The organism is Microlunatus ginsengisoli (assembly GCF_039537205.1).
GTDB lineage: Bacteria > Actinomycetota > Actinomycetes > Propionibacteriales > Propionibacteriaceae > Microlunatus > Microlunatus ginsengisoli.
The window spans coordinates 238,360-255,811 of the sequence record NZ_BAABAB010000022.1 but is presented as its reverse complement, the minus strand read 5'-3'; the positions used below and the strand labels follow the sequence as shown (position 1 = coordinate 255,811).

Genomic DNA, 17,452 nt, shown 5'->3' with positions numbered 1-17,452 from the left:
CGCGGGGTCTCGTCACGGCTTCATCCTGGGGAGGAGCCCCCTGACGAACCCGACCGAGGAGTAGCCGGTGGCGCAGACAGCGCGGGCGGTCGCGACCGAGCGGCCCGAGGCCGGAGCTCAGCGCGACCCGCACCGGCCCGGGGCTTCGTCGCTGGGGGCATCCGCTCCGGCCGGCATGGACGGCTACCTCCTGTCGTTGCAGCGGGCGGCGGGCAACGCAGCCGTCCAGCGGGTGGTGGCGCCGCCGGCCGCACCCTCGGGGGACGGTGGCGGAGCGGGCGCAGACGTCTCCGACGGCGACACGGCGCCGATCTCGGTGCCCGACCCGATCGCCGAGCACGCCGACGCGATCGACGCCGACTCCGACGCCTCGATCGCCGCCGTCCGGGACGCGTCCCAGGGCCGTCGCGCGGCGTTGCTCGCCCAGCAGGCGCAGACCGGGCAGGCCGTGGACGCCGGCTTCGGCGCGGCGATAGGGCGGGCCGGAGCCGCCGTCGAGGGCGGCATCGAGCGGGTCTCCGGATGGCTCCGCGGAACGGCGGGCACGGTGATCGGGACGGTGACCGGCATCGCCGCGAATGCCGCGGGACTCGCCGCCGGCGCCGCCGCCCGGATCCGTTCCGGGGCAAGCGCGGCGAGGGGGCTGGTCGACAACACGGTCGGTCGGATCGCGTCCGGGGTGCTGTCACTGGCTCGCGGCCTGCCGATTCCGAACCTGCCCGGCGTCGGCCGGATCCGGACCTGGATCCTCGGTGCCGCCGAGCGGGTGGCCGGACGGGTCCGGTCGGCGATCTCCGGGGTCACCGGGTTCCTGGCGTCCATCGTCGGCGAGACGGCCGGCCTGATCGAACGGGTGGCGCGGGCGGCCCAGGGTGCCATCCGAAAGATCGGCGACAAGGTCCGATCCATGATCGACCGCGGCATCGCCGCCATCGCCGCAGCGCTGCGCCTGGTCGTGCAGACCGTCACGAACGGCCTGCGGTCGGCCTGGAGCGCCGCCTCGTCGGCCGTCCGGCAGCTGTTCGGCACCTCAGCGGGACATCTCAGCGCCACCGAGCGGGAGGCGGTGGCCCGGATCGAGGCCAACCGGACCGACGGCCATGCCAATCTCGACGTGGGCCCGGATCCGGCCACCGACGTGGCCGAGGTCGCCGCGGTTCGGGCCGAGAACGCCGCCACCGTTCAGCAGACCGCGGCGGCGCAGGGCGGGATCGTCTCGCGCACGCTGGCCTCGGCCGGGGAGTACGTCGGCCGGCTGCGGGCCGGCATCGCCTCCGTCGCCCAGCGGATCGGCAGCTTCGTCGCAGACCTGTTCGGCCGCGCCCGCGAGGCGGTGACCGCTGTCGTCCGGCAGGCACTGGAACTGGTCCGAGGCTACGCAACCCGGGTCGCGGAGGGGCTGCGGAGCATCGCCGCTACGGTGCTCGACCTGGTCCGGGCGCCGGTGCGGGCGCTGGCCGACGTCGCCCGCTCCGTGCTCGACGCCGCCCGCTCCCTGCTCCGCTCGGTGGTCAGCCGGATCCGGGAGTTCCTCACCGGCGGCACGCCCAGCGGTGACCAGTCGATCGGCGCGCCGCTGGAGCCGTTCACCACCGGACAACTGAAGTCGGCGGCCGGGATGGCGTCGCCGCCCGTCGCGGCGGCCGCCGTCGCCATTCCGATCGTGATCGGCATCGAGATCGGGGTGATCTTGTGGTGGCTTGCGGTCGCCGCGTTCATCATCGCGTTCCTGGTGCTGCTCTATCTGGTCATCCGCGAGCTGCTGAAGGCACGGCCGCGGCCCATTCCGCGCGACCGGCCGCGCGAGCGGGCCCGCCGACGCCGCAAGCGCACTCCCAAGCCGTTCCGTTGGAACCTGCGCTTCCTGGGCGGCATCCTCGACTGGAACGGCAAGCTCGACCCCGGTCCGCAGCCGATCCACGGACACCACTCCTGGCCGAAGTACGTCGGTGGCGCGCCCGACCAGCCGCTGATGGACGTACGGCACGACATCCACTTGCACGTGATCCATCCGGAGCTGCACATCGACATGGCCGCCTTCGCCGCCGCCCGAGGCTTCACGTTGCCGGCGAACGCCCCGGCGACGGCCTTCATCGCCCACCTCCGGGCGAATCCGGGTGACAAGGCCGCGTTCATCGCGGTGATGACCTCCTACTACCTGCTCGTCCACACCCAGACCGATCCGGGCATCCCGCCGGCGGCGTACGGCGCGGGAATCGCGTACTCGGCAGCCAGACTGTAGGAAGAGTTTCGCGAGCAGTCAGGAGACACGTCGTGCGGCGGATCTGGTCGGTGGCCATCCCACGTGACGGTCGCGACGAGGATTCCTGGCGCCGGATCGGCGATGTCGTGCGGGGCTGGAGCCGCCGAGCGACGATCACTCCGGTCGGCGACGTGATGTGGCTGGCCGACACCGAATCGGCGGAGGTGGCCGATGCCTTGTCCGACGAGTTGGCGGCGCTCCGCGTCGAGCCGCTGCGGTCGGCGCGGACCGTGTACGACGACGAGGACTACGCCGAGGCCGACCTGATCGGCGTCTTCGGTGTGGACCTCACCCTCGACCCGCCGTTCGTCCTGGACGCCGACCGGGCTCTGACACCGGATCCACCGTGTCCGCGCTGCGGGCACCACGACGCCTTCGATGTCCGGGTGAGCGAGCCGCTGCGGATCGATCCCACCCTGCTCGACGGCCGCGCGGCCGACGGCTCCCGGCCCGGTCCGCGCGGTTGGGAGGTGGCGAACCTGCCGACCGGCGGGCTGCTGCTGTCGGCCCGGTTGCTGGACCGGTTCGAAGCGGCGGGGATCCGCGGCCTCGAGCGCGAGCCCGTGCTGCACCCGGACGGGCGGGTGTCGAGGCGGGCGGCGGCAATCCGCGCGGGCACCGTCGTCCTCACCCCCTGCCCGCGGCACACCCGGATCGAGGGCGACCCCTTCTGCCCGGTCTGTGGCACCGCGCACGGCAGCCTCGACGGCTTCTTCTGGATGCCCCGGGGCGCGGTCGGCGACGCGGATGCGGTCTCCCGGCATCCGCATGGCGCGGCAATGCTGTATCTCAGCCGCCGGGCGTACGACCTGCTGGACGGGGTGCCGGGGGTCCGGCGCGGCGACCCGGTGCGGATCTGCGCCGACTGACCCCGACAACTCGGTTGCGACCGCCCTGCGGATCCGCTGGGGTGGAGGAATGACCACGACCCGACGAGCGAATGTGTACCGCGCCGGCGACGGCGAGCTGATCGGTCGGCTGCTCTCTGGCGCGGACGGCATCACCCCGGTGACGCTGTTCGGTGGGCCGTTGGCCGAGCCCGGCGGCTGGGCCACCGCCGTCGACGTGCTTCGGGCGCGGGGCCTGGCCAGCCTCGCCGAGTCGTGGAGCTACCGCCGCGACGACGGTGCCGACGTGGTGGTCAAGATCATCGCGGCGTATCCGGACCGGCTGCTGCTGGTGGAGGCGCCGTATGGTTTCGTCAGCCACGACTCCCCGCGATACACGGTCGACACTCCGACCGACCGGTTGAGCCGGATCGGCTGATGATCGCGGCCGGCACGGTGGCTCAGTCGACGTCCTCGAAGTGCTCGACCTGGGGTGGTGCGGCGAAGTACGGGCCGATCGCGCCCCGCCACTGCACGAAGCGTTCGGTGCCGCGGAAGTTCTCCTCGTGGGCGGCGACGGAGTCCCACTCGACCAGCAGAGTGAACCGCAGCGGGCTCTCGATCCCGCGGGTCATCCGCACACTCCGGCACCCCGACGTGCTGGACAGCACCTCGCGGGCACCGCGATAGGCGGTCAGGAACGCGTCGGCATCCGTCACGTCGAACTGGGCGACCTCGAGGACCATGCCGCGATCCTAGGGTCGCCGACCGGCCGGCTCTGCGCAGGGGCGCGCCGACCCGGCTTCGGTGGAGCTCTCCGGTGGACGCGACCCCGAGGCCATCCAGAGCGCGGCCGTGCAGTCCATCGGGGATCCCGACCGAGGTGCGCTGTCGATCGGGTCTCGGTGGGTTGGGGTGGCGGCGGTCGAGGACGGGCTGCACCGTGCGCCGGAGAGCGCTGTCCTCGTGGGTGACGAGTAGCGCCTCGATCGCGGCCTCCGCCTCTGGTCTGGGTATCTGCTGAGCCGTGCAACTGCGCAGATTGCGCGTAATACGGTCGGCGTGCCGTCGCACATCGTTACAGCGGGATACGGCGAGCCGTCGAGCTGTACTGATATCGCGGGAACGCGGCGCCGTCGGCCGGGCGCTGGAGCAGCTCGACGAGTGCCGGACCTATGTCGCCACCGTCCTCGGCGGCAAGGTGGAGCACCATCCGACGGCGGCGAGCTGTGACGCGGCCTGGTCCGGCTCGAGGTCGCCGCCAGCAGTCGTACGGGCTAACCCCGCAGTTGCCGCAGTTGCTGCCGACGCTTGATTCCCAGCTTGGCGTAGATGTTGCGCAGGTGATACTCGACCCCTTTCGGCGTCAGATACAGCGCCACGCCGACTTCCTTGTTGGTGTACCCGCGAGCCACGAGGGCCGCGACGTCCTCTTCCCGTTCGCTCAGGACCAGTGGGTTCGGTGCGGGAGATCGGAGTCCGCAGGCGACCAGTTCAGCAGTGCAGCGCTCCAGCTGCGGTGCGGCGCGAAGCCGGGCGAATTCGTCCCGGGCTCGGGCGAGGTGGCTGATCGCGTCGTGCCGGTTGCCGAGGGCGTGTTCGAGGCACCCCATGGTGTGCAGCAGTTCTGCGCGGACGAATGGGACGAGTCCGGTCATCGGGTCGTCGAGGTCGTCGGCGTAGAGCTCGCGTGCTGTCCTGGGCTCGCCGTCGGACTCGGCCAGCAGTCCGCGTAGCCAGCCGAGTCGGCTCGGGCTGGGTCCGTCCGGCCGGTCGGCGATCGCCCCCTCGTAGACCTCCAGGGCCGCGCGCGCGGTGGACGGCTGGCCCAGCGCCAGGCAGGCCTGGATCCAGGCGGGCATGATCCACCGCTCCGCCCGCGTCCAGGACACGCTCCGCATGAAGTCTGCGGTGCCGAGTGGGGCACAGATGGCGACGACCCGATCCCAGTCTCGACGAGCCAGCGCGAGCTTGGTCTCGTGGTGGGCCACGGTCAGCCGGACCTGGACCGACGGTATGTCGGCCAGCCCGGCCTTGGCGAGGGCGAGGTGTTCTGCGGCCGCCTGCCACTGACCCCGGGCCGCCGGTACGTCTACCGACAGTGCGTGAGCGAGCGCTGCGCTCCAGGTCTGAGCGCCCGCTTCCGCCAGTGCGCACGCCGCCGCGGCGTCGATGGCAGCGCCGTCCCAGTCGCCGAGGCTGTAGCGGGTGGCCGAGCGCAGGACGTGGATGCGGCTCTGGTTGGTCGACGGCCGCCAGAGGTGGATCAGTCCGATCGCTGCGTCCAGATCTCTCAGCGCTTCCTCCAAGTGCCCGGCGTGCCAGTGCACCATGCCCCGGACGGCGAGCAGGTCGGCTTCCCACGACGCGCCGTCTGGGGTACGGGGCACGTCGTGCAGGGAGGCCAGGGCCGCACGGACGTCGCCGCTCTGCCAGAGCGCGATACCTCTGGTTGTCGCAGCATCGCCGCCCAGCTCGGGATCCTGAGCGTTCTCGGCGTCCTGCAGGACAGCGACAGCGGCTTCCGCCTCGTCGATGCGGACGTACAGGATGGCCGCTTCGAGGGCGGCGCGCTGCCGCAACGTCGTCTCACCGCTCGCCTTGGCCATCGTCAATGCGGTTCGCAGCAGCGTCTTCGCCTCACCGATCCGGCCGGTCTCCCTGGCCAGCAGACCGAGAGCAAGGTTCCGTAACGCGGTCGGTGCGGATTCTTCGGCCGCAGGGCCCAGCGCAGCCGCACGATCGAGTTCGAGCGCCTCGACGCACTCGATCAACGCACGCAGGAGAAGATTCTCCCGGGCGGCCGGATCTGCGGCGATGGAACGGGCCTGGAGCCGGTGGGTCGCCGCGATGCCGTACTGCAGCGACGAGCGGGCGGTCTCGGCAGCGCTGATCAACTGTTCGGTCAGTACGGGATCGGGCCGGTCCGCGGCATAGACCAGATGCGCGAGCCGGCGGTTGCCGGTAGTCGCCTGCGCGGCCCTGGCGTGGAACTGCCGGCGCCTCGACGGGGACAGGTCTGCGTAGATCGCCTCGCGCAGCAGGGCGTGAGCGCAGTGGACTGCTCCGGATGGGGTCACCCGGAGCAAGCCGGCGCGGGCGGCGATCGACACGGCCGCGGCCGGCTCGTCCACTTCGGACATCTCACCGACGACGAGCAGGTCGCTCGGCTCGGCCAGGACAGCGCAGGCCTCGACCAGTCGACGAGTCGGCGGATCGACCGCCGCGAGGAGGTGGCTGGCGGCAGCGGCTGTGGACGGGGGTAGGTGGGCGTCCGACTCGAGCTGGGTCGGATCGGACGCGCCGACGAGAACTGCGTTGACGAGCAGAGGCACGCCGCCGGTGCGACTGACGAGCCGGTCGATTGCCCCGGGCGGCACCGACCATGACCTGAGGCTCGCCGCAAGCTGGCGGACTGCGGCCGCCGTCAGCGGTCCGGGCCGGACGAGGTGAGTTGCGGCTGGCTCTGTGGTCAGGTGCTCGCCGAAGTCCGCCGATCCCGGTCTGACGACGATGATGGACAGGACGGGGTCGGAACGTAGCCGTCGAAGGGCGAAGCGCACCGCCCAGGCAGAGGGCCGGTCCATCCACTGTGCGTCGTCGATCGCGAGGGCGGTCACCTGTCCGGCAGTTGTTCGGGCCCGCCCCAACCGGTCGAGAATGGCCCGGCCGACCTCCACATCGGACGAGGTCGAGAGCCATGGATCGTCGAGCAGGATTCCGGCGGCGCCGTAGGCGACATGCTGCTCGAACTCGTCGCAGCGCAGCCACAGCGCTTCACCTATGCCCGCTGCGTCGGCGAGGAATGCCTCGGCCAGGGTGGATTTGCCCATACCGGCCTCGGCCTCGATGACGACGACTTGGGGCGTGCCCGATCTGGCCGCCTCCAGTGCACGGTGAAGAGTTGCCAGTTCCGCATCGCGTCCGGCCAGGACGGCAGGCCTGTCGATCACGGTCGACACCGTCAGCCCCGATCCTGCCTCGTCCTGCGAGCCATCCGGGGCGCTGCTTCGGCTTTGTTCCGCACCTTGGCATTTTCACCACTGGCGCGCTGATTACGCCAGACCCAGAATCAAGCGTGCGGGTGACAAGCCCGCCGGCGCCGGTCTGCCCCTCGCCAGCTCCGGGCCGGTCGACCCACCTAGCGGTGGCGGCGTTTGACCGCTGACGTCGTGGCCGCAGGCACACCGATCCGTTCCAGACTCAGCGGCTGGCCGTGGCTGACCAGGGTGATGTCGACCGTCTGCGCGACGGTCGGGTTGCTCGTCGTGTTGGCCGGGAAGTTGTTCGGGCTGGCCAGACGGATGAGGTAGGAGCTGCTGATGGACAGCGGACTCGTCGCGAGCGCCGGTTGGTAGTTCCCCTTCCAGGTGAGCGGCAGGCTCTCGAGCGACGTGGTGGCCTGGGTCGCCTGCTGGAAGCCGATCGACGGGCCGGCATCCTGCGAGCCAGCCTGATAGAGGGCCGGCTGGGTGGCGGTGATGGCCGGGATCCGGCAGGTCCCTTCCACGCATCCTTCGACCGAGAACCCGGCCCGACCGTCGCCGCCGGAGATGCTGCTGTTCGGCGTCGAGGTGGTGCCCCCGACGGTGACGGTTCCCGGGCTGGACAGCGGTGTCTTGGCCAGACCGACGTAGCTCGTGAGCTGTTCGGTGCCGTCCTCCGCGGCGAGGGTGGTGGTCACGTAGTCGAAGCTCTGCCCGCTCTTGGAGACTCCGACGGTCGGATAGGCGGTGACGCCGGGTTGGACGCCGATGAAGGAGTCGTAGCTGTAACACGGCGTCGAGCATCCCGACGCCGGGGTGGGGTCGACCGGGTAGAGATTGGTGACGAGGTGCCCTTGCGGATCCCGGTAGTAGACCGACTTGTACGCCAGGTCGCTGGCGTCGAGGACGGGGGCGCCCGGTTGGGCGTTGGCGGCGCTGATCGCGACCTGGACCGGCGCGGCGTCGACGCCGTTGGGGACGGGGGTCGCGTTGCCGTTGTTCGGGGGCGTCAGCGTGATCTGGCTCAAGCTCTCGGCGGGACCGTATGGCGCCGTGTTGGCGAGCACCACCGGCGTCGAGGTGGACGTGCCGTCGTCGTTGGCGTTCTGGACGCGGAGCTGGGTGTAGGCGGGACCGTTCAGCGGATTTTCCCAGTAGAACGTCCCGGCGGGCGTGGTGTTGGTGCCCATGGTGATGGTCGTGACGCCGTTGCTGGTCGACGAGGCGGGCTTGACGAGCGGCATGAAGCCCCCGAGGTCGGTCCAGGTGGTTCCGCTGAGTCCCTGCACCCGCAGCGGGGAGGTGACGGTCTGGATCTGTGTGGTGCCGGCGTCGTCGCCCTCGCTGACGGTCCAGGACAGCTTGCCGACGTCGATGCGGTACACGCCGTTCGTCACGTTGCGGACCGGTCCGGAGAGGCGGTAGGCGGTCAGCGCCGGCGCCGGGCCCGGGATCGGCCCGACCGGGCCGGGGAAGTAGAACGTGTGGTAGCCGTACGGCATCACCGGCAGCGACGGATCGTGCTCGGGGATGACGATCAACCCGGTCGAGCCGCCGGCCTGGTCGCTGGTGTCGACGGTCCACGGGTCCGCGCCGGCCTTGTTGAGGTTGAGACCGACGATGCGGGTATCTCCCGGCCGTTCCAGTGGAGTGAACGAGAGGTAGCCTCGCCAACTGCCGGCGCCGTCGACGCTCGGGTCCTGGGAGCAGCCCGCCTCGCCGACGCCGGCCGTGTATGCGCCGAGCGTGAAGTAGGCAGACTGCTCCTGGGTGGGAAGCAGCGTGATCCCGTCTTCCGGGAAGGCGTTGCCGTCGCTGTCGTAGGCGAGCCAGCAGCCGGCGCCGGACCGGAAGTCGGACCAGAGCTTGATCACGGTCGGCCCATCGGTGCCACTGACGAGACGGAACCGGCCTTGCCGGTACCCCGGGAACCAGCTGCGGAACGACGTCCGGTCGGGGGCATAGTTCTGCGTGGTGCCGTTGTCGTCGATGGACAGCTTCTGCGCGATCAGGGTCGTGCCGTTGTCGCGGAACATCTGGCCGACACCGTTGCCGATGTCGGCTCCGGTCTGGGTGGCGACGGCCCAGTCCGTGCCCCCGGTGGTGTCCAGGCGGGGAACGGGATTGATGGCGACCGCCGGGGCGGCGAGGGTGGTGGTGTTGATCACGGACGGACTCAGGTTGTCCGTCTGGATCAGCGGCATGGTGCCGTTGGACATGCCGACGGTGGCGACCCGGGCGCCATCGGAGTTGGGTCGGTAGCCGCCCGCCGCGGAGAGCGGTATGGAGCTGAAGTTGGTGTCGCCGGTCAGGGTCGCGATGGCGTGGGAGACGTTGGGCTGGCCGCTGCTCAGCAGGCTGACGACATAGACCTGGGTGGAGATGCCCATGACGCAGATGATCAGACGTTGCTGGCCGTCGTTGGGAAGGAACGAGATCGCCGTCACCACTGTCTGGGTCCCGGGGTCGGTGGGGATGTTCATCCCGCCCCACGTGCCGAAGGGAATGGCCGTGAGATCGTCGTGGAACGTGTAGACGCCGTAGTCGGACAGGCCGACGACGACCTCGGCCAGGCTGCCGTTCCACCCGGCGGCGAGCGCGGTGACGCCGATCGAGCGGTGCTCGTACCACAGCGTGGTGGGGTCGCTGACTTCGATGTCGGTGGGCAGTGACGCGACCTTGAGCGCGCAGGCCTCGCTGGCGCAGGAGCCGTTGAACGGCACCTTGTAGACGAGCACCCGGTACGCGTCCGAACCGGTCCCGTTGGCGTAGATGGTGGAGCCCTTGGTGCCGCTGATGAAGATCGAGCCGTTGACCGTGGCCAGGAGGATCGTGTTCAGGTGGTAGTCGTCGCGGCGCTGGGCCGGAATGCCGGCACCGCTGCGGTTGCGCAGGCTCGTCCATGCCGAGAAGAGGTTGATCCGGCCGGCCTCGATTCCGTCGTTGAACAGCGCTCCGCCAGCGGGTGGGACGCTGAGGTCCATGGCGGTGCTCTGCAGCAGGCCGCCACCTCGGGACTCGTTGTCGTAGATGTTGAGGCTGGAGTCCTCCGCCCGCATCCGTTGGTCGTAGCCGAGGCCGAGGAAGTCGCCGGTCAGGTCGTCGCGCATGGTGCGCGGCATCTTGGTGGACTCGTCGTTGGGGTCGGCATCGGCGCCCACGAGGGCAGCGCGGGCCACGTGTTTGGGCGCGGTCGGCTGGGCGGTGGGCTGGGCGGTCGCGGCCGGAGTGGGCAACGCGATGACGGCCAGGACGGTGACCGCGAGGAGGACGAGCCGGGTTCGGTGCTGCGGCCGGTTCGGGCGCGAGTCACTCATGGGTGCCTCTCTGGCTGTTCGGAAGCGGCGGATGGTCGCGTTGGAGGAGGTTGACGGGTGGTTCGGGTACGGGGTGCGGCGGCTCGGGTCTGGGTCGGACGAAGGTGAGGAACTCCTCGCTCGCCGCGCCGATCGCTCCGTAGCTGGCCGAGCGCCCGCGGATGTTGGCCCGTTGCTGGTCGGCCTGCGCGGCCCCGTCGTCGCGCACGTTGACCACCGTGTCGTTGTCCTCGGTCAACGTGGGCGCGCTTCGGGCGTTGAAACTGGCGGATCGCGGCCTGGGAGCCGCGGCGGCATCGGGTCGGACCACTGGGGGATCGACCTCGACGTTCTGGTCCGCGTTGTTCACCGAATCCGGCGGTTGCTGGTTGGTAAGGTCCGGCAGCACATTGTTGGGTTCAGTCGCGTCGTGTGCAGGACCTCGGAATCCGCCTCGCCGGAAGATCTTGGCGTCGTTGGGCAGGTCCTGCGTGTCGTCGCCGACGTCGATGTGGGTGAACTCGTCGAGCTCGATGTCGGCGTTGGCTGCGGCGGTAATGGCATCCGCGCCGGCCGCAGCCATGCCGGCCACGCCGGCGACCGAGCCCAGCACCGTGGAGATGTTGTTGACGTCGCTGCGCTGGTCGTCGGTGAGCACCTGCTTGCCGGTCGTGAACTTGATGGTGTCGTTGGTCAACAGCAGCGCGTTCGAGGCGACCACGCCGAGATTGGCGAGCGTTGCCACACCCTGCGCGGCGAAGCTGGTGACTAACGCCCCGGTGGCTTCGACGGCCGCCGCGCCGAAGAGCGCAGCCCCGGCACCGAGAGTGGCGACCCCGGTGATCACGGCAGCGATGGCGAACGCCACGATGTACAAGACGTCCTCGGTGATGTCGGCCTGCGGGCTGAGACCGGTCGGGTCGACTTTGGTGATCGGGTTGGCGTCGAACCCGGCGTACCGGTTGTGGACGTCGGCGTGGTCGCGGACGAGGAACCGGCCCTGCGTTGGGTCGTACGTCCGGGCGGGGGTCGTCAGGGTGCCGAGACTGGCGTCGGTCCACATGGCGCGCTGGGCCGCGCCGGTGAAGCGGAGCCCGTTCGCTTGCCCCGGTCCGGTGCCGCTGGCCGCGCCGACGACCGAACCGGACCGTCCGTCGAGGAGCGCCGGGGCGCCGTAGTCGCTGTAGGCGTAGGTGTTGGTGACCGCCCCGCCGCTGTCGACGAGGGCGGTGACAGAGCCGTGCCGGTCCCGGAGCAGATAGCCGACGCCGCTGCCCTGGGTGACGGGCGCGGCGGTCGTGGCGAGCTTTCGGCCGGCGGTCTTGGTGGCGGCCGCGGACGGGACGAGCGTGCGTGCCTCGCGGCCCGCCGTGAGGAGGTAGGAGGCAGTGGCCGCGGTGGCGCCGGCCGATCCACAGGACGTGGTCGTCGTGTCGTTAACCAGGGTGCCGTCGACACCGTAGTGGAAGTCGACGCAGGTGGTCTGGTTGGAGGAGTCCGTGGTGCTGGCCCGACGGCGGGTTCCGTCGGCCCAGTAGCTGAAGATGGTCTGGCTGCCGGACTTCGTGGTGACGCTGGCCGGCTTGCCGTCGGGGCGGTACGTGGTGACGGAGCCGGTCAGCGAGGTGAGGACGCGGCCGTCGTCGTCGTGGGTCTGGGACGTGGTGGTCGGGCTGGACGCCGATCCGGTGGTCTGCGCGGTGAGTTGTCCCGCGCTGTCGAGCGCGTTGGTGGCGACCGCGGTCGTGATGGTGGTTCGTCCGTTGCTGGTCAGCGTCGTCGTCCGGGTGGTGGCGGCGATGCTCCCGGACACGTCGAGGGTGTAGGCCAGCTTGGTCACCGGGGTGCCGGTGGCGGTGCTGCCGTTGTAGACGGACGAACCGGTGAGCCGGTCGTAGCTGTCGTAGCGATAGCTGGTGGTGTAGGTGCCGTAGGTGCTGGGGCTCGCGGTGCAGATGACGGTGCACTGGGTGGGTTTGGCGGTGGTGTCGGTCCGCTGCGTCAGGTTGTGGTGGTTGTCGTAGCTGTAGCTGTGGGCCTCGACCTGGTTGCCGGTCGAGTCGCCGGTGATCTGAGTCGCCAGCAGTCCGGTGCGGGTGTAGGTGTGCGTGGTGGTCAGCCCGTTGCCGCGGGTGATGGAGTGGATCCGGTCGAGCCCGTCGTAGGTGTATCCGACGGAGGCGAGCGTCGTGCTGCCGCGGGCCTGGGTTGCGGACTTGAGCGAGCTGTCGGGGTTGTAGAGGTAGCTGGTCGTCGCCCCGGTCGCGTCGGTCGAGGACTGGAGCAGCCCGTTGGCGCCGTAGACCGCGGTGGTCCTGGTCCCGTCCGGATAGCTGACCGAGGTGCGGTTGCGGTCCGCGTCGTAGCCGTAGCTGACGGTGCCGGACTCGTTGGTGACCGTGGCGACGAGGCCGGCGCCGATCTGGCCTGCGGGCACGTAGGTGTAGCTCGTGCTGGTGGTGGCGCTGGGGCTCTTGGCGGTCTCGTTCTGGAGCTGGCCGGTGGTGGGGCTGAAGGTCCGGGTCGTGACGATGCCACTTGGTGCGTTGGTGACGGTCTGTTGGCCGTCGTCGGCGTAGGTGTAGCTGGTGGTCTTGCCGTTGGCGTCCTGGCTGGTCGCGACCTGCCCGGCCGCGTTGTAGGTCAGGGCGATCCCGTTTCGGGTGGTGTTGTCCTGGCTGAGCGCGTTGAGGGTGGAACGGCCGTCTACCGCCGTGGTGATCGCGGAGGTGATCGGGTCGCTCTGGACGCGCGCGGTGCTGGCGGGCGCGATGGTGGTGGTCTGGGTGACGCTGCCCGGCCCGGCGTAGTCGGGCACCATCGTCACGTCGGTGTCGGTGACCGTGGTGGGCCGGCCCAACCCGTCGTAGGTGGTGGCGCGAACGGGGTCGAGCACGGCGCCGGGCCGCGGTCCCGGGACGGGATAGGTGGTCCGGGAGGAGAGCTCTCGATTGAGGGAGTCGTACCGCGTCGTGGTCGCCTGCGACGGGGAGCTAGCGCCGTCGGGTGTGGTCTGGGTGGTGGTCAGGTTCGCTACGTCGTTGTACGTGGTGGCATAGCTGATTCCGGTGGGTCCGACCTTGGACACGGGTCGGTTCAGTGCGTCGTGCGTGGTGACGGTGGTGCGGCCGGCCTTGTCGGTGGCGGTGATGACGGTGCTGTCGGGTTGGCACGTGTCGGTGTCATCGAGATCGCCGTAGCACAAGGATGAAACGATGCGGGCCGTCGGTGCGGAGGTGAAGACCAGACCGGGTGTCGTCGACGGACCCGCGACGACGTTGTCGCTGACCACGCTGACCCGGCCGATGCCGTCGTACGTCGTGCGCTGGATGTGCCCGTCGGGCTCGGTGACGGTGGTGGCCGGCGGCGTGTCGGCGTCGGGCGTGGTGTAGCTCGTCGTGGTGGTCAGCCCGCTGGGCAGTTTGGAGCTGACGATCCGGTTCGCCGCGTCGTAGCCGCGTTGGGTGATCCGGCCGAGTCCGTCGATGGTCTGTACCGGCGATCCCGAGACGAGATCGAGGACGGTGGTGGTGGTCTGCGCGTCCGCGGTGCCGGCACCGACGGTGACGGCGACGGTGCGGGTCACCGCGCCCGGATTCACAGTGCTGGTGTACGTGGTCGTCGACGACGCCGGGCCGCCACCGTTGTTCGGTGGTGCGGCGCCGGCGGCAAAGCTCACCTTCTTGCTGGCGAGCTGGCCGTAGCCGTCGTATCCGTAGGTTTCGGAGGTTCGCGCCGACAGGTGATCTCCGGTCGGTGAGGCCTCCGACGTCGTCGAGGTCTGGACGCTTCTCAGGTCGGCGGTCAGGGTGTTGCTGACGGACTGCAGCGTGATCGCCGGTTGAGGCTGGCCGCCGACGGTGCGGACCTGCGTGATCTCCTTGTCGGTGATCAACCCGAAGGTCGGGTCGTAGGTCATGGTGGTCGTGGTGCCGGTCTGGTTGTCGGTGCTGGTCTCGACCCGGCCGTGATCGTCATAGCTGGTGGTGGTCGACGTCACCCGCGGCGTGTCGGCGACGGTGAAGCCGTCCGGTCCGCTGGTGCCCCAGTTGGTGAGCGTCGTCGTCGTGGGCTGGGCGTAGTTGGGGGTCGGGCTGAAACCGGGGAAGTCGAAGTCGTGTTGCTGGACGAGGAGACCGCTCACCTGCACCTGGCGCGAGCGGAGCCGGTGCATCGAGTCGTAGGTCGAAACGGTGGCGGAGGCGTCGGTGTACAGGGAGGTCGAGTAGCGGTACCCGGGATCGGCGCGCGCGAACAGGAGGTCGGTCGTGGTGCTGACGTAGGTCGGGTAGCCGGCGTAGTTGTGGTTGCCGTTTCCGGAGGGGTTGATGTCGAAGTGGCGGGTCGGGCTGAGCGCGTTGCCGTCGGAGTCGGTGACGGCGAGGTCGCTCGCGACGAACAACTTGAGGGTCGGTGAGGTGAAGTCGATCGGCTTGTAGGTGACCGTGGTCGTGGCGCCGGCCGGACCGATGATCGTCTTGAGGTATTGGCTGGTGGCCTCGGGCACCGGTCCGTACTGGAAGGTCGTCACCCGACCAACCGGGTCGGTGACGGTGCCGGCGCGTCGATTGTTGTCGAAGGTGACGACGCTGGAGGCCGCCAGCTTGTCCGAGCGTGTCGGTGAGGTCACGGTCAGTGATGTCGTGCCGTCCCAGGCGAGGGTGGTGACCAGGCCGTACGCGTCGGTGATGCTCGTCGGGTGGAACTGGTTGGCCCCGATGCTGTCGTAGTCGACGTAGGTCCGGTTGTCGAAGCGATCGGCACGAGCGATGAGATTGCCGGCGGCGTCGAAGTAGTCGCATCGTCCGTCGTCGTAGCGGATCCGGTAGTTGTAGTCCAGGGCTGGCAGCGGGGCGTTCGCGGGCAGCGTGCCGCCGGTGAGGTCGAAGGTCAGGTCCTGCCTCGGGTAGTTGACGAGGTTCGAGGAGAACCGGCCGGTCGGGTCGTACGCATACGAGCCGCCGCTCGCGGGGTAGGCGGTGAGGCCGTTGACGGTGTTGACGAATGTGGTGCCGAGGCTCCATCCGCTGCCGATGCCGAACCGGTCGACGTTGCCGAACGCTCTCGACTGGTCGTACTGGAGGGTGAGATCGATCCCGCTGTCGCCGCGGCTGGGGACGTTCACCAGTGGCACCGACACCGAGAACTGGCCGGTCCGAGCGTCGATCGAGCCGTCGACCCCGCCGCCGAGACTGAAGGCACCGGAGACGGGCTGGGGATCGGCGTGCGCGGCGGGCAGTCGGTCCGGCACGGCGATCGGCACGATCACGTAGCCGGCGATCACGAGGGCGCCGATGACCAGGAATCGCAGCCACGCGAACCCGGAGTAGCGGCTCGAGGTGGACCGTGGTGCTCTCATCTGCCCGCCTCGTCGATCGTCTGCCGCCGGGTCCTACCGAGCCAGCAGGTCTTGCAGGCGCTCGCTCAGCCTGGAACGCAGCCGGTGGGAGATCCGCGCTCTGCGCGAGGAGCGGGCCGCCTGCTGGGCCGCCGGCTCGGGAGCGCTGCCCTTGATGGTCACCGCCGTCAGATCGAGCACGACATGGCTGGGCGCTGATGCCCTGACCCGCACCGCGTAGCGGCCGAGCACAACTCCCGTACCGACGAAGGTGCCGTTTGCGATGGTCATCTTGCCGGGGTAGTTGACGGTCGAGGTCCCGGGGAAGTCGCCCGGCGGGTACACCGACAGGAAACCCCCACTCGTGGCGCCGGTGGACGTCACGTTCAGATGAGCGCCGGGGACGATCACGTCGCCGCCCTCGACGACCACCTCGACGTCGAGCCAGGCTCCGGCTTTCAACCGGAAGGTGGAGTCGTACGCACCGGGAGAGGTGCGGATGACCCGGGACCGGCCCGATGAGGTACGGGTGTCCAGGATCCGTTTCGGTGTGGCGAGCGGGTGCGGCGTCGGCAGGTCGGCCAGGTCGATGCCGGTCACCAGGAAGGTGGTGCTCAGCCCGCTCAACGTGTCGACCCCGACCAACGGGCCGAGCACGGTGTTGGCGATCTGACCCAGTTCCAGCGCGGCCGCGTAGTCCGCGGCCAGCGCTTCCAGGTGCAGGCTCGGACCGTCGGCGTTGACCAGGGACAGCGCCGGGTCGGTGGATCCGGCGCCGCCGCCGATGCCGATTGTCGTCGCCGAGCTGGCGTCGTTGTCGCCGCCCAAGACGACTTGGTCGCCGTCGGCGGCCATCGCCGCGGACGGCGTCATCGCCGCAACAACCGCGGCCCCGGTCGCGACGACGCCGCCCCGGAGCATCCAACGCCGAGTCAGGTCGCGGGAATCGGAACCGACCGGATCGCTTGGCTCTGCAGACACGGGTACCTCCAGGGATGTCTGGGCCGGACGGCTCAACGGCCGAGATGCGGGTCGATCTGGCTCGCCGCTGGCGCGAAAGCCGAGTGAACTTCGGCTCCTCTTCCTACCTCAGTCGGGTTTGCTGTGTCCCTAGGCAAAATGCCTGGCGCTTGGCACCGGACACCTGCGGCGGCCGGGCCCGCTGCGTGGACCGTGCCGTGCTGTCGCCTCTATCGAGGTTCTCCAGGCTTCCGCCGTGTGCCTCGTTTCCATTGATCATGCGAAGCCGATCACGTCGTGAAGCCGGAAAGGCTGCCCGGTGGCGGTCGCCGCTGCGGACGAGGCGCGACACGGAGGGCCGTCGAGCGGCGTGTGTAGAAGGAGGAGGAGAAACACCTCGAACGCTTGAGTGAGATCGTCGACGATCCGTATGTGTATGTGTGAAAGATGGTGTGAAAGAACGGTGTGTATATATGTGATCTCCGATTCCGGAGAGACATATATACACGCTCATTCTCGCGTACGTTGTAAACCGATTGTGGTTAGGTGCGATGAGTTCGGGTCGCTGTCCAGGCTCGGCCGGAAATGCCTGGATAGAGCCAGGACAGCCTGGACAGTATCGTTGAACGGGCTGCGACCTTTCGCTGCCGTTCGCCGGTCCCGGAGGGACCGACCCGGGAATTCGTTCGACGCGTCCTCCGCACGTACGGGAGCCGTTTCCGCACGCTGTGGGGTGACGGCCCGCCCATCGCACGTGCTGCCGGCAATGACACCGCCGCACA

General features: G+C 69.7%; 9 protein-coding genes. 3 read left to right on the top strand and 6 right to left on the bottom strand.

What is annotated here, in order from left to right:
• The first annotated feature begins 67 nt into the window (after window positions 1–67).
• Genes ABD747_RS16095 through ABD747_RS16085 form a run of 3 tightly spaced genes read left to right on the top strand, consistent with a single transcriptional unit; the run spans window position 68 to window position 3,529 of the window.
• Window positions 68–2,242, top strand: coding sequence for a hypothetical protein (locus ABD747_RS16095; protein WP_344806348.1), 2,175 nt, complete (start codon window positions 68–70; stop codon window positions 2,240–2,242).
• 50 nt (window positions 2,243–2,292) lie between these two features.
• A complete protein-coding gene (locus ABD747_RS16090) occupies window positions 2,293–3,132 on the top strand; it encodes a hypothetical protein (protein WP_344806346.1) in 840 nt (279 codons plus the stop codon).
• A 49-nt stretch (window positions 3,133–3,181) separates the two neighbouring features.
• Window positions 3,182–3,529, top strand: a complete 348-nt coding sequence (locus ABD747_RS16085) for a hypothetical protein (protein ID WP_344806344.1) — start codon at window positions 3,182–3,184, stop codon at window positions 3,527–3,529.
• Between the two features lie 22 nt (window positions 3,530–3,551).
• Here the strand turns inward: ABD747_RS16085 and ABD747_RS16080 are convergent, their stop codons facing one another.
• The 6 genes from ABD747_RS16080 to ABD747_RS16055 all read right to left on the bottom strand — a co-directional run bounded on the left by ABD747_RS16080 (window position 3,552) and on the right by ABD747_RS16055 (window position 16,691).
• Window positions 3,552–3,836 carry an antibiotic biosynthesis monooxygenase family protein gene (locus ABD747_RS16080; RefSeq protein WP_344806342.1) on the bottom strand — a complete coding sequence of 95 codons (285 nt, stop codon included), beginning with the start codon at window positions 3,834–3,836 and terminating at the stop codon, window positions 3,552–3,554.
• A 332-nt stretch (window positions 3,837–4,168) separates the two neighbouring features.
• Window positions 4,169–4,303, bottom strand: a complete 135-nt coding sequence (locus ABD747_RS16075) for a hypothetical protein (protein ID WP_344806340.1) — start codon at window positions 4,301–4,303, stop codon at window positions 4,169–4,171.
• Between the two features lie 64 nt (window positions 4,304–4,367).
• On the bottom strand, window positions 4,368–7,043 hold the full coding sequence (locus ABD747_RS16070) for a helix-turn-helix transcriptional regulator (RefSeq protein WP_344806338.1): 2,676 nt from the start codon (window positions 7,041–7,043) through the stop codon (window positions 4,368–4,370).
• Window positions 7,044–7,231: 188 nt separating this feature from the next.
• Window positions 7,232–10,393 (bottom strand): hypothetical protein, encoded by a 3,162-nt coding sequence (locus tag ABD747_RS16065; protein WP_344806336.1) that lies wholly within the window; start codon window positions 10,391–10,393, stop codon window positions 7,232–7,234.
• Complete coding sequence (locus ABD747_RS16060) at window positions 10,386–15,731, bottom strand: RHS repeat-associated core domain-containing protein (RefSeq protein WP_344806334.1); 5,346 nt, start codon at window positions 15,729–15,731, stop codon at window positions 10,386–10,388. Before ABD747_RS16060 ends, ABD747_RS16065 begins: the two co-directional genes overlap by 8 nt.
• 33 nt (window positions 15,732–15,764) lie before the next feature.
• Window positions 15,765–16,691 (bottom strand): hypothetical protein, encoded by a 927-nt coding sequence (locus tag ABD747_RS16055; RefSeq protein ID WP_344806332.1) that lies wholly within the window; start codon window positions 16,689–16,691, stop codon window positions 15,765–15,767.
• Between the last annotated feature and the right edge of the window lie 761 nt (window positions 16,692–17,452).

Coding starts and splice junctions, on each gene's coding strand:
- ABD747_RS16060 (WP_344806334.1), bottom strand. CDS start 15,731: ATGAGAGCACCACGGTCCACCTCGAGCCGCTACTCCGGGTTCGCGTGG.
- ABD747_RS16085 (WP_344806344.1), top strand. CDS start 3,182: ATGACCACGACCCGACGAGCGAATGTGTACCGCGCCGGCGACGGCGAG.
- ABD747_RS16080 (WP_344806342.1), bottom strand. CDS start 3,836: ATGGTCCTCGAGGTCGCCCAGTTCGACGTGACGGATGCCGACGCGTTC.
- ABD747_RS16075 (WP_344806340.1), bottom strand. CDS start 4,303: ATGGTGCTCCACCTTGCCGCCGAGGACGGTGGCGACATAGGTCCGGCA.
- ABD747_RS16065 (WP_344806336.1), bottom strand. CDS start 10,393: ATGAGTGACTCGCGCCCGAACCGGCCGCAGCACCGAACCCGGCTCGTC.